10 protein-coding genes and 1 pseudogene are annotated in these 13,378 nt (G+C 63.5%); 6 read left to right on the top strand and 5 right to left on the bottom strand.

From position 1 onward, the window contains the following. Positions 1-104: 104 nt before the first annotated feature. Positions 105-1,187: a tartrate dehydrogenase gene (locus EYW47_RS29115; protein ID WP_133198304.1), complete on the top strand. Its 1,083-nt coding sequence runs from the start codon at positions 105-107 to the stop codon at positions 1,185-1,187. A 151-nt stretch (positions 1,188-1,338) separates the two neighbouring features. Beyond that, positions 1,339-2,652: an MFS transporter gene (locus EYW47_RS29110; RefSeq protein WP_133198303.1), complete on the top strand. Its 1,314-nt coding sequence runs from the start codon at positions 1,339-1,341 to the stop codon at positions 2,650-2,652. Positions 2,653-2,721: 69 nt separating this feature from the next. On the opposite strand, the gene EYW47_RS29105 is transcribed toward EYW47_RS29110, so the two are convergent. From EYW47_RS29105 to EYW47_RS29090, 4 genes are all read right to left on the bottom strand, one after another. Further along, positions 2,722-3,345, bottom strand: coding sequence for a DUF2894 domain-containing protein (locus tag EYW47_RS29105; protein WP_133198410.1), 624 nt, complete (start codon positions 3,343-3,345; stop codon positions 2,722-2,724). Between the two features lie 217 nt (positions 3,346-3,562). Then, positions 3,563-4,228, bottom strand: coding sequence for an OmpA family protein (locus EYW47_RS29100; protein ID WP_133198302.1), 666 nt, complete (start codon positions 4,226-4,228; stop codon positions 3,563-3,565). After that, positions 4,225-7,230, bottom strand: coding sequence for a DUF802 domain-containing protein (locus EYW47_RS29095; protein WP_133198301.1), 3,006 nt, complete (start codon positions 7,228-7,230; stop codon positions 4,225-4,227). The genes EYW47_RS29100 and EYW47_RS29095 overlap by 4 nt, the downstream gene beginning before the upstream one ends. Before the next feature lie 20 nt (positions 7,231-7,250). Further along, complete coding sequence (locus EYW47_RS29090) at positions 7,251-8,189, bottom strand: DUF3348 domain-containing protein (RefSeq protein WP_133198300.1); 939 nt, start codon at positions 8,187-8,189, stop codon at positions 7,251-7,253. A 245-nt stretch (positions 8,190-8,434) separates the two neighbouring features. Here EYW47_RS29090 and EYW47_RS29085 point away from each other — a divergent pair, with 245 nt between their 5' ends. Together EYW47_RS29085 and EYW47_RS29080 are read left to right on the top strand one after the other, a co-directional pair. Beyond that, positions 8,435-9,046, top strand: a complete 612-nt coding sequence (locus EYW47_RS29085; RefSeq protein ID WP_133198299.1) for a LysE family translocator — start codon at positions 8,435-8,437, stop codon at positions 9,044-9,046. Positions 9,047-9,134: 88 nt separating this feature from the next. Then, on the top strand, positions 9,135-9,668 hold the full coding sequence (locus EYW47_RS29080; RefSeq protein WP_133198298.1) for a hypothetical protein: 534 nt from the start codon (positions 9,135-9,137) through the stop codon (positions 9,666-9,668). A 13-nt stretch (positions 9,669-9,681) separates the two neighbouring features. On the opposite strand, the pseudogene EYW47_RS42140 reads toward EYW47_RS29080, so the two are convergent. Then, a pseudogene (locus EYW47_RS42140) lies at positions 9,682-9,798 on the bottom strand (carbohydrate ABC transporter permease); the annotation flags it as partial. 744 nt (positions 9,799-10,542) lie between these two features. Between EYW47_RS42140 and EYW47_RS29075 the strand changes: the two are divergent. Next, positions 10,543-11,481: a formylglycine-generating enzyme family protein gene (locus EYW47_RS29075; protein WP_133198297.1), complete on the top strand. Its 939-nt coding sequence runs from the start codon at positions 10,543-10,545 to the stop codon at positions 11,479-11,481. A 16-nt stretch (positions 11,482-11,497) separates the two neighbouring features. Next, positions 11,498-13,378, top strand: a 1,881-nt coding sequence (locus tag EYW47_RS29070) for a hypothetical protein (protein WP_133198296.1), incomplete at its 3' end; no start/stop codon positions are given.

Below are 13,378 nucleotides of genomic sequence, written 5' to 3'. Positions count from 1 at the left end.
TGTGAATTGAAGTTAAGAATGCTTTGAGTCTAGCACCGGTTACGGCACTTCAGGTTCGGTAAAGTCGGTCCCACACTCAATCGAAGGACGTGGAGACGGACACCATGAAGACGTATCGCATCGCAACCATTCCCGGCGACGGCATCGGCAAGGAGGTCGTGCCGGCAGGCAAGGCCGTGCTGGAGGCGCTCGCGCGCACGAACCGCTCGTTCGCCTTCGAGTTCGAGAACTTCGACTGGGGCGCCGACTACTACCGCGCCAACGGCGTGATGATGCCCGCCGACGGCCTCGCGCAGATCCGCGACAAGGATGCGATTTTGTTCGGCTCGGCGGGCGACCCCGACGTGCCCGATCACATCACGCTTTGGGGCCTGCGCCTGAAGATCTGCCAGGGGTTCGACCAGTACGCGAACGTGCGCCCGACGCGCATCCTGCCCGGCATCGACGCGCCGCTCAAGCGCTGCGGCCCGGACGACCTGAACTGGGTGATCGTGCGCGAAAACTCCGAGGGCGAATACGCGGGCGTGGGCGGGCGCGTGCACCAGGGCCACCCGATCGAGGCGGCCACGGATGTCTCGATCCTCACGCGCGCCGGCGTCGAGCGCATCATGCGCTTCGCGTTTCGTCTTGCGCAGTCGCGTCCGCGCAAGCTGCTCACCGTCATCACGAAGAGCAACGCGCAGCGTCACGCCATGGTGATGTGGGACGAGATCGCCAACCAGATCGCCGCCGAATTCCCGGACGTGAAATGGGACAAGGAGCTTGTGGATGCCGCGACCGCGCGCATGGTGAACCGGCCCGCCACGCTCGACACCATCGTCGCGACCAACCTGCACGCCGACATCCTGAGCGATCTCGCCGCCGCGCTCGCGGGCAGCCTCGGCATCGCGCCCACCGGCAACATCGACCCCGAGCGCCGCTATCCGTCGATGTTCGAGCCGATCCACGGCTCGGCGTTCGACATCATGGGCAAGGGCCTCGCGAATCCCGTGGGCACGTTCTGGTCGGTGGTGATGATGCTCGAGCATCTGGGCGAGCAGGCCGCTGCGCAGCAGGTGATGGCCGCCATCGAGCGCGTGACGGCCGACCCGGCGCTGCACACGGGCGACCTGGGCGGCAAGGCCACCACGGCGCAGGTGACCGATGCCGTGTGCGCGCTGATCGAAAAGGTGGCCGTGGCGGCCTGAGCCATCGGCCATTGCTGCTGGATTTGCTGCTTGATTTGCTACCAGATGGCGCGTGTGTATATACAGACGAATTCACTACGACACACGCACGCGCCGCTTTGAAACCGTGGCCCGCGCCATGCGCACGGCACGGTCTCCAAGGAGGAGACACATGCATTCCGAACTCGAAACCCGGGTATCGAAGCAACTCATGTGGCGCATCATCCCGTTCGTGATGCTGCTGTATTTCGTGAGCTTTCTCGACCGCGTCAACGTCGGCTTTGCCGCGATGTCGATGAACAAGGCCATCGGTCTTTCGTCGGCGGCGTTTGGCCTTGGCGGCGGACTGTTCTTTATCGGCTACTTTTTGTTCGAAGTGCCATCTAATTTAATCTTGCATCGCGTGGGCGCGCGCGTCTGGATCGCGCGCGTGATGGTCACGTGGGGCATCGTGAGCGCGGCTTCGGCATTCGTTAGCGGTCCTGCGAGTTTCTATGCGCTGCGCTTCTTGCTGGGCGTGGCGGAAGCGGGCTTCTTTCCCGGCATCATCCTGTATTTGAGCCAGTGGTTCCCCACGCGCCAGCGCGCCGTGGCCGCCGCGTGGTTCATGGCCGCGGCGCCCATCTCGACGGCCATCGGCTCGCCGCTCTCGGGCGCGATCATGCAGATGAAGCCGATGTTCGGTCTCGCCGACTGGCAGATGCTCTACGTGCTCGAAGCGATTCCGGCTGTCGTGCTGGGCTTCGCGGTGCTGCGCTTTCTGACCGATGCGCCGGCCAAGGCGAAATGGCTCGCCGACGACGAAAAGGCCTGGCTCACGGCCAAGCTCGACGAAGAGGCGAGCGCACGCAGTGCACAGCACGGCCATACGGGCGCGGTGCTCGCGGCACTGTGCAATCCGCGCGTGCTTGCGCTGGCGCTGATCTACTTCGGCACCTCGGCGGGTCTCTATACGCTCGGCATCTGGGCGCCGCTGATCGTCAGGCAGTACGGCTACAGCCCGCTCCAGACGGGTCTGCTCACGGGCATTCCGAGCGTGGCGGCGGTGGTGGCGATGGTGGTGTGGGCGCGCCATTCGGACCGTACGCAGGAGCGTACGTGGCACGTGGTGGTGCCGTGCCTGCTGGCTTGCGCAGGGTTCGTGCTGGCGGCCGGCGCGAATGGCACGGCCGCGATCGTGGGGGCGCTCGTGCTGGCCAATGTGGGCATCAGCGCGGCCAAGGCGCCGCTGTGGGCGATGCCCAGTGCGTTCCTCTCGGGCGCGGGCGCCGCCGCGGGGATCGCGATGATCAACTCGCTCGGCAACCTGGGCGGCTTCGTCGGGCCTTCGGCGATCGGCTGGCTCAAGCACACGACCGGGGGCTATGGCGCGGGCCTGTATGTGGTGGCGGGGACGCTCGCGGTGTCCGCCGTGGTGACGCTGGTGCTGGGGCGCAAGGCCGGTGGTGGTGGCGGGCGTGAGTCGCTTGCCCAGGCGCATCGCTGAAATCGTGCGCGGCGCGCGGGCGGTGTGAAGCGGTCCCGCGCTGCCTCGTGATTGGGGTGTGCGGCGCTTCTAGCGCGAGCGCTTGCGCGTTGCCTTCTTCGCGCCTTCCTTCGCCGCGCCCGCGCGCGGCGTTTCCTTTGGCGCCGGCGCAGTGACGGCGTTCAGGTCTTCCAGCCACGACAACGCGTCGGCATACGCGAGGAACTGGCGCAGATAACCCGGCGAGAGTTCGCGCATGAGCAGGAGCGCGCGGTGCACGAGACTGCTCGAATTGAGCGGCCCCGCATTCTTCGGCACTTGATCGAGCGACTGTTGCACCTGCTGGTCCGCGCTCAGCTTCGACCAGACTTCGCGGAAATAATCGAGCAGCTCCTCAGGCGGTCCGCGGCGGGCGAGATGGTCCGCGTTGCCGATCTGCGCGGCGAGACTGCCGTGCGCGCTTGCGTTTTGCTGTGACGCGCTTTCGGCCTGCGTTTGCACATTCGACGTGGCGCGTTCGACTCCGCTGGCATAGGCCGCGAGCAACGCATCGATGCGCGCGTCGAGCACACGCCGCGCCGCGCCGGCATGCGCGCCGGCGCGCTTGTCCAATGCGTCGATCAGCGCGAAGCGCACGGGATCGAGCCGGTCGGCGCCTTGTGCGCGCCAGGCGTCGAGCGTGGCGCGGGCGCGCGTGACTTCGTGCTCGCGCATGCTCACGGTCACGCTGATGGGATCGCTGTCGCTCCCGATGTCGCTCCCGACGTCGCTCGCGTTGTGGTTCCCGTTGTCGTTCCCGCTGCCGCTGTCGCTGCCGTTCTCGCTTTCATGCCGATCCTCGTGCGCATTCCCGGCCTCGCAGACTACGCCGCTTTGCACGGCATCCGCGTCGTCGATACTGGCCACTTCCACAGCCGCGTTGCTTGCGCCGTCACTCATGGCCGTCGTGCGCCCCGGTTTGCGCCCGCGCGCTGCTCGCGGGCCGCGGCACCGCCGCGATTTCCACGCGGCGATTCTTCGCGCGGCCGGTCTCGTCGGCGTTCGAGCTCACGGGCTGCTCCGAGCCGAACGCCGCCGCGAACACCGACTGCGCCGGCACGCCCGCATCGATGAACGCGCGCGTCACGGTGAGCGCGCGCTCGGCGGAAAGCTCCCAGTTGTCGGCGAAACGGCGGTTGCCTGCGTGGACCTGCTGGTCGTCGGCGAAGCCGCTCACCATCAGGATCTGGTCGCGGTCGCGCAGATACGCGCTGAGCGGCCCCGCGAGGCTCTTGAGCAGTTCGCGCCCCTGCGGCTGGAGCTGGTCGGAGTTCAGCGCGAACAGCACATTGCCGCTGATGCCGATGCGCCCGTTCACGAGCGTCACGCGGCCGGCCGCGAGCGGCCCGGCCAGCGCCTGCTCGAGCGTCTTGCGCCGCTGCGTTTCGATTTGCCGCTGCTTGACCTCGTTGGCGAGGCGCGTGGACGCTTCGAGCTGCATGCCGATCACGCCGACGAGGATCAGCACGAACGCGCCCAAGAGCGCCGCCATCAGGTCGCCGAATGCGGCCCAGACCGGCGCGGTGGGCTCTACGCCGCCGTCGATTTCGTCGTTCATGCGGCCTCAGCTCCCGCTTGAGCGCTGAAACGCTGCAGGTTCTCGACGATCTGCTTCTGCGAAAGCAGGCTCAGGTCGATCACTTCCTTGGCCTGGGCGACGTAGTAGGCGAGCTGGTCGTCGCTGCGCGAAAGCGACTTGTCGAGCGCGGTTTCGATGCGCTGCAGCTGCGTCAGGAGCTTGTCGTTCGATTCGCCGAAGTGCTGGACGGCCGCGCCGAACGCATCGCCCAGGCTCGCCATTTCGACGGCGCTGCCCGTGACCTGGGCCGCCGCGCCTTCGAGCGTGTGCGCGCCGGCCTCGACCTGGCTGTCGAAGCGCGCGCCCACGCGCTCCATGAGGCCCGCCGAGGTCTGCACGAGCGCGTCGATGGCGGTGCGCTGCTCCGTGCTCGCGTGATTCACGGCGTCGAGCAGCGTGGTGACGGTGGAGAGCAGACGGCTGCGCTCCTCGAGCATCGCGGTATCCTGGACCATGCTCTCGGAGAGCTTCTGGCGCAGCTCGGCGACGACTTCCGCGGCCACGCGCGGCGCTTCCGATGCGGCATCGACGAGGCGCGCGATTTCGGCGATGGTGCCGTTGGCGTGGGCTTCGGTCTGCGTGGCGATGATGTTTGCAGTTTTTTCGAGCGCGTCGCAGGTTGCCTGGTGGCGTTCGGCGGCCTGCGTGCTTGCGGCTTGCCATGCCGTTGCATTCGCCTCTGCCGCACGCGCGATTTCAGCAATCGTGCCACTCGCATGCGCTTCGGTTTGCGTGGCGATGTCGTTCGCGGTTTTCGCTAGCGCGTCGCAAATGATCTGCTGACGTTCGGCCGCCTGTGCGCTTGCCGCTTGCCACGCCGTTGCGTTGGCTTCTGCCGCGCGCGCGATTTCGGTGATCGTGCCGCTCGCATGGGCTTCGGTTTGTGCAGCGATGTCGTTTGCCGTCTTCGCGAGCGCATCGCAGATTGCCTGCTGGCGCTCAGCCGCTTGTGCACTTGCCGCTTGCCATGCCGACGCATTGGCTTGCGCCGCGCGCGCGATTTCGGCGATGGTGCCGCTCGCGTGCGCCTCGGTTTGCGCAGAGATGTCGTTCGCCGTCTTCGCAAGCGCATCGCAGATCGTCTGCTGGCGTTCGGCAGCCTGTGTGCTCGCCGCCTGCCATGCCGCTGCATTGACTTCTGCCGCACGCGAAATTTCCGCAATGGTGCCGCTCGCATGCGCCGCGGTCTGCGTGCCGATGTCGTTCGCCGTCTTCGAAAGCGCATCGCAGATGATCTGCTGGCGTTCGGCAGCCTGTGTGCTCGCCGCCTGCCATGCCGCCGACGAGGCCTCGGCCACGCGTGTGATTTCGGCGATCGTGCTGTTCGTGTGCGTGCCGGCGTGCGCGGCGATATCGCTCGCGGTTTTGGCCAGCGTCTCGCACACGGCCTGCTGACGCTCTGCCGCCTGCGTGCTTGCCGTCTGCCACGCAGCCGTTGCCGAAACGGCTGCGCGCGAGATTTCGGCGAGCATGCCGTTCGCGTGCGTTTCGGTCTGGGCGGCGATGGCTTCTGCGGTTTGGGCGAGCGTCGCGCAAACCGCCTGCTGATGCTCCGCCGCCTGCGCGCTGGTCGTGCGCCATTCGTCGCGCAGCGTGGTGCCCATCGCGCCGAGCGTTTCGCTCCACGTCGCGAGGCGCGCCTCGTCGCGCGCGACGAGTTGCGTCTGCAGATTCGCCTGCGCATCGCTCACGGCGCGCAGGAGCGCCGCCGAGTGCTGCTCGAAAGTCGCGGCGGCCGAGGAGAGCGCTTGCTGGTTGTCGCTCGCGAGCTTTTCGCCGGCGCGCTCCTGGCGCGCGAGCGCTTCCTGCCACGCCTGCGAGACACCGGAAGCCGATGCCGCGAGACGCGCGTCGACGTCCTGGACCAGATTGGCCGAGCGTGCCTCGAAGGTCGCGGTGAAACGCTCGAGCGCGCCTTGCAGGTCGCGCGCTAGCGCTTCGCCCGAGCGGCGCTGGTCCGCAAGGGCCTCGTTCCAGATGCCGGCCACGCGCGTGGTATTGGCCTCGAAGCCCGAGGCGAGGCCGTCGAGCTGGCGCTCCACGGCTTGCGTGAGGGTGCCGTGCAGGGCCGCGCTTTCGCGCGCGAGGCCCGCCATCGTCGCTTCCACGACGGGCGCGAAGGCCGCGCCGGCAGCGCGCGCGCTTTCGGCGGCGCTCGCTTTGAGCGATTCGCCCACCGACGACGCGAGGCGAGCATAAGCCGCCTCGGCGCTGTCGAGGAAGGCCTGCTGGCTCGCGAGCTGACGCTCGCCGAGCGCGGCGCCCTGGCGCTCGATGGCCGTCATCATCGCCCCGAGGCGCTCGACCAGTTGGGGCATCGCCTCGGCCTGACGCTGCATCAGCGCGAAGCTCGTCTCGCGCTGATGTGCGTGTGAGAACGGGCGCAGCGTGGTGCCGATCTGCGCGTCGAGGCGCTGGGCGGCCTCGATGCGCTCGCGGCGGCACAGCGCGGATAGCAAACCGAGCATGGCCGAGCTGGCCACGCCCGCGATCGAGGTGCCGAACGCGAAGCCGAGCCCGCGGATCGGACCAGCGAGCGCGGCGCGGATGCCGTCGAGATCGGTGGCGCCGTCGAGCGCCACGCCGGTGCCGCGCAGCGTCGTCACCATGCCGAGCAGCGTGCCCAGCATGCCGAGCAGCACGAGCAGGCCGACCAGATACGGTGTGAGCGACGGGCCGGGCAGCGCGACGCGCTCGCCTTCGACGCGCGCCCGCACGGCGCTGCGCAGGCTCGGATGCAGTGGGTCGAGCCAGGCCCCGAGCGAAGCGGCGGGCCGGGGCGTCGCGCCCACGGCACGCGTGAGCGTGGCGGTGGCCTGGTTGTAGCGATACAGCTCGAACGCGCCGGCCACATAGCAGGCGCCGATCAGCACAGTGACGGCCAGCGCGAGCGGATTCGAGCCGGCATAGCCGGCGGCGATCCAGCACACTGCTGCAAGACCGGCGAGGAAAACAACGAGATCGATACGAAGTCTGGACATAGCGTTTGGGTTAGCAGGCGCTAGCGGGCACGAAGCGCTGCGAGCAGCCCTTCTACCGGTTGAAACCGAACATCCAGTTCGGCGAGCAAAACGCTCTGTACATCTTTGCGGAACATGTCGAGCCAGGCGCCGGGCGCGGCCGTGCTGGTAAGGCTGGCCGGTGCCTTTGGCGCGATGGTCGCTGCCACCACGGTGGCGATTGCCGCAGCGGCCGGTGTTGCGGCAACCGCGGCAGCTGATACCGCGGCGGCCGATGCTGCGGCGTCATCGGCCTGTTGGGCGTGCCCGGCGCTTTCGGCGCCTGGCGCGCTATCGGCTGCAGCCTGCGCTTCGCGGGCCGCAGCTTCACGGGCCGCCTTGCGCAGACGCTCGAAATGCGCGCCCAGCAAGCCGGGGACCGTGCCGAGCAGACTGCGCTCGCGCGCGGCCAGCGAGCGCTCCATGGCGGCGTCTAGCGTCGCGAGCTTCGCCATGGCGGGCGACACCGCCGCGAGCCGGCTGCGCAGACGGCCGCGCAAGTCGACGATATCGGTCTCCATCTTCTGCTGCAGCGCGATGTAGCACTGACGAAAGACCGCGTAGTCGGTGTCCGCTTCGGGCGCTTCCGGAACCGGCGCTGGCTGTTGCGACGGGCGCGCGTGACCGTAGCCGCCGCCGACGCGGCGTGCTTTCGCCGGCGCGAGCACGCCGTCCAGCGCGATCGCTTTCGAAAGCGCGGAGCGCAGGCTCAGGCACCGTTGCGCCTCGTCGTCGCCGTTCGCGCGCGCGCCGCCCGCCACGGTGGGCGCCGGCGCGGCGAGTACCGTCGATAGCGCGATCGCGTCGGTCCAGCCGAGCCACTGGCTCAGCCGGTCCGCGAGCGGCTGCGGCGAGGCCTGCACCTCGGTCTCGCCGAGGCGTGCGAGCAAGCGAACGAGGGCCGGACCGCTTAGGGACGTGCGTTGCGGGGGATGGACCATACCACAAGAGGTCAAAAAGGCAGCAGTTTACACGGCGGCGCGGGGTGGCTTGCGGTTTTGCGTCTCGGGCGGCGGTTTATCTGCGCTGAAGGCGCCAGTGCGTGGGCGGCTGGGCGGGCGATTCAGGATTTTTCGGGTCCATTGGGGCGGGCCGCCGTGCCGGGTAATCGTCAGACTGAATCATTGGCGCGGGTTAAACTGTTTCTCCCGTGTGGGCGCTGCCGCTCGCGCAAGAGGAGATTTCCATGGCGTTTTCCAGTCTGAGCGCATTCGCGCTGGCACTCCTTGTGATGGCCGGCATGCCTGGCCCGAGTGTCGCGGCCCTGGTGGCCCGCGTGCTGACCAGCGGCTTTCGCGATGTGCTGCCATTCCTCGCTGCCATGTGGATTGGCGAGGCGGTCTGGCTGACCTGCGCCGTTGCGGGGCTCGCGGCGCTTGCGCATACCTTTGCGCTTGGGTTTCTCGTGCTCAAGTTTCTGGGCGTCGCGTATCTGATGTTTCTCGCGTGGAAGATGTGGTTTGCGCCCGCCGAGCTGCAGGCGGACAGTCTGCCGGGCAAGCGCTCGCCAGTGCGCATGTTTATCGCCGGGCTCTCCGTCGCGCTTGGAAACCCGAAGATCATGATTTTCTATATGGCCCTGCTGCCGACGATGGTCGATCTCTCGCGCGTAGGCGTGCTCGCCTGGTCGGAGCTCGTGCTCACGATGCTCGCGGTGCTCATCGCCACCGATCTCGTCTGGGCACTGTTCGCCACGCGCGCGCGGCGCTTGCTCACGAGCCGCCGCATGGTGCGTGCCGCGAATCGCAGCAGCGCGATCGCCATGGCGGGGGCGGCGGTGACGATTGCGGCGAGGTAGTACACGCTCCCCGTAGGGATATCGCTGGGCGTCCTGCCCTTTGGTCTCCACTGCCGTCCCACCCATTACGCCGCCCACGGACCCTTGCATGGCCACGCTTGCCCGCTCGATCGAAACATACATCCGCGCCAAGGACGGCAACCGTCCGCACTTGATCGCCGACGCCTTCACGCTCGACGCTACGCTCGTCATGACGCTTCAAACCAGCGAAATTGCGTTTCCTTCGCAGGCAGAGGGCGCGGACGCCATCGCGCGCGTGCTCGTGAGCGAGTTCGCGCAGCGTTATGAGAATGTCTACACGCTGTGCCTGGGCGCAGCGCCTGAGCAGGGCTCCACGTTCGACTGCGACTGGCTCGTGTGCATGACGGAGAAAGGCAGCGGTGCGGCGCGCGTGGGCTTTGGCCGTTACGAATGGCGCGCGGTGGGCGATACGGGGCGCGTCGCTGCGCTGCATATCGTGATCGAGGCGATGCACACGGTGCCGGCGCAATGGAGTGCGGAAATTCTCGATTGGGTTTCAACGCTTCCGTACCCGTGGTGTCCGCGCGAAGCGCTGGCCGCATGCGCGCCCGCATTCGAACCGATGCAGTCGGTTCTAGAGACGCTCGCACAACGCATCTGATTCGCGCTCCTAAGCCTTTCGTCGCGCCCAACGTTAGCCCGGCCGCGATGTGCCTCTGCAGTGCGAAGCACATCACGACCGAAGGAAGCGCTGCGAGAATCGAGACCGAAGAAGCCAGTACCCAATGGGTTTTTTCAGGGCAAGGTCAATGCGTACGGCATATGCATCGTCGATGATCCGTCGCAGTGATTGTTGGAATCAACGCGCCGATTGAAAGCCTGCGGGGTTCACCGAAGGTCGCAAGACTGCATGACCGATTTTTTGCGGCACGGGGTGCGGCAATGTACGAAGTCGTCGACAGGTCAGGGATCTAGAACGACCGGTGGCCGTACTCGACATCGAACTACGGTTGGTCCCATGACTCTCGAAAAGAACTGGGTCGCAACTCAGCAAGAACAAACGGCCTGATGGTCCCGGCTATGTGATTCGCGAAACATGGGCAAGGCTACATGTTGCGCTGCCCGGCAATATACAGCGGCGCCCTGCTGCTGAAATTCGAAAGAAAATAGAAGGCAAAACGACAGTGGACGCCGTCGGCGCGATGTTCACGCACCTTTCATTACCATTTATTACTTGATCTCGGGCAAGTACTTCCGAATTCTACGATGCGATAGATTCGGGGTGGTGCTTGAATGATATTGACGGTTCGGTGAGAGGAATTTCATCTAATTCGGGAGGCGGGCGCCTATATTCGAAGCGCGAGCTAATGTGAGAAAAAGAAGAGAATAAATATTGGCGCAATTTGATAATTTGAGGCGAACTGCCAAATATAAAAATTGTGAGGTCATGTGTGCGCAAATATGTTGCGAGGCTATTTCGTGATATTCCTCCCATAGATTCATTTATTCGAGTCATAGGTATTTTCGTTGTGTCGATGCGAAAACAGCTGGCACTCACTGCGCTTGCATGGGTATCGATTACCGCGATGGCTGATGGACGCACGGATCAAGTTGTGCGGCTCGGCCATTTCCGGGACTGCGATGTTTGCTCCGAGATGGTTGTGCTTCCCGCCGGAAAATACATGATGGGCGCAACCAAGGATGAATTCGTGGGACAGGAGAAATATTCTTTCATGTATAACGACGAGATACCACGGCACGAAGAGTACGTAAATTCGTTTGCTATCGCCGAATTTGACGTGACCAGGAGGCAGTTCGCTATTTTTGCAAGGGAGACCGGATTTCGGGGTAAAGGTTGCGAGATTTTCGATGGAAAGACCTGGATCACTGATGCGAATGCGGACTGGCAGAATCCCGGGTTCAAGCAGACAGATAATGATCCTGTTGTTTGCGTGTCGTGGAATGACGTGCAGAAATATATTGCATGGCTCAATTCCCAGCTGACAAAGAATAAGGGAATAGCCTACAGGCTACCTACCGAGGCCGAATGGGAATACGCAGCGAGGGCGGGCACGGATACGGCGGCGTACTGGGGCAACAACCCGCAAGATCAATGTGAATACGAAAATGCTCGTGATGAGTCGGCAAGGTTTCTTGATCCGACCATAGATCATGCGCTTTGCACCGATGGGTATATCTATACCGCGCCGGTTGGTTCGTTCAAGCCGAATCCATGGGGATTGTTCGACATGCTAGGCAATGCAGAGCAATGGGTTGGGGATTGCGTGAGCTTTGGATATTACCTTCCTCCCAATACTTCCATAAACCAGGCTACCTGTAAGTCGAGGACTTTGAGAGGAACAAGCTGGTCTGGAATTCCTGTTAGCGCCCGATCCGCGAGCCGGAGTGGGATGCCCGCCGATGCTCGCGTGAGTAATTTTGGTTTTCGTATTGCCAGAAGCATTCAGCACTAACCAAGGAGATTAATTTATGTCTGGAATTGAAGTTGTGCAAACCGGAAAGGACATTGCGGGTTTCTTTAATTCGTGGGTGACGTATGTTAACTCTGCGCAGCAATACAATGCGAATCCTAACGATTCTGCTGCGAAGCAAGGGCTGATTGCGAGTGCAGGGGCGCTAGCGGGTGCGATTGGTGCGCTTGGGAATAATCCAAATTTTGCCGTTGCCATAAGCGGGATCGCAGGAGTGGCCGACATACGTAATCAGATGAGCGCGTACCAAAACGCGGCCCAACAAGGACGGATCAACGATCAAACAGCAGCACTTTCCTCAATCGCGGGTGACGCTGCCAGCATTGCTGGGACTGCGGCTACCACCGTCGGTGCGTGGGCCACACAATTGCAGAATGCCGGCCTCGCCGATTTGATGGGCGAAGTCGCGGAGCATGCTAATGATTTCGCTTTGGCTGTAGGGGCAGTTGGTACAGCGGTCGATATGGGAAACTGGTTCAACAGCACATTTCTGCCGGGATTCAATAAGTGGATCGGGAATACGCCGCAACAGTTAGATGAGGATATGCTGCTGAACTTGAACGACTCCAGTGGCAATTGGGAAATTATCATGCCTGGACAAAGTGGTGATTCGCTGACTGAAACACCATTAAGCGGGAATGCCTTCCAGTATGTTGAGACAAACAGTAGCGGTTCGCAGGTAAGCAGCGTAGTGCTTGCGATGAACGGGACTACAGATACGGAGACGATCAGTGGTCGAGGTGTCGTATCCGATGTCTCGGGTTTCCAGATTGGCCTCAATGCAAACGCAAGCGCAACCATTGACGGTAGTGCCGATACGGTGAACGTCAACGGCTCTGGCAGCATGATTTCAATCGGTGGCAACGGCCAGAACGCAACCACGGCCAACGACGACCATGTGAATTTCGCCAGCGGCGTGAGCGGCACGGTCAATCTCAGTGCCAACTCCCGTGCTGAAATTAACGGCAACGGAGTCACTGTGAACGCCACTGCAAACGACACCACGGGAGTCTATGGTACTGGCGACATCGTCAACTTCGTTCCCAACACCGGTTCGCTGCTCGATCTCTACACCGCGAATTCCTCGACAGCGGTGAACGGGAGCGGCAATGTGATCGGCATCTTTGCCGCCGGCGATAGTGTCACCGCATCTGGCGATACGATTACGGTCAATAGCGGGCTTGGTGCTACAGTCACGGGCGGCAACGACACCGTTCAGCTTTCGGGAAGCGGCGACACCCTTACTCTTTCTGGCGGCTCTGGCTACACGGTACATGGTGGTCTGAACGATACGATATCCGTGTATGGTACGCAAACCGACAGCATATCGATGACGTCAGGCTCAGAACTATTCTTTACACAGGCGGGCATAAAGACTGCCGATGAATTGTTTGGTGCTGGTGTCGAAACAGATTATCTTGGATTTAGTTCAGCGGGCGTCGAAACGTACGACGAGAAGTTCAACACGGTGGGGCAGGAGACTGACTACGACCTTCTGGCGTCGAACGGGCAGATTACACAGGACGAGCAGTTTAACGTTTCGACGGGCAAGGAAGTCGATGCGCTGAACTATACGAATGGCGTAAAGACTGATGAGGTATTTTATAACTCGGGTGGATTAGAAGCCAATGACGAGTTATTTAACTATACCGGAATAGAAACGTCGAATATTCAGTTTGATGCCACGGGCCACAAGTCCGACATTCAGTACTTCTCGGGGACAGCAACCAACAACTACGAGACGGACCAGATCAACTTCAATGTCGCGACTGGCGGCGAAACCTCGGAGCTGGACTACAACCCCGCGGGCAAGGAAACCGACGTGCTGAACTATGTCGGCACGTCGACCAACGACTACGAGACAAACCGCATCAACTTC

The sequence above is a fragment of the Paraburkholderia silviterrae genome, from assembly GCF_004353915.1.
Classification (GTDB): Bacteria; Pseudomonadota; Gammaproteobacteria; order Burkholderiales; family Burkholderiaceae; genus Paraburkholderia; species Paraburkholderia silviterrae.
This window is presented reverse-complemented; position numbering and strand designations above follow the sequence as displayed.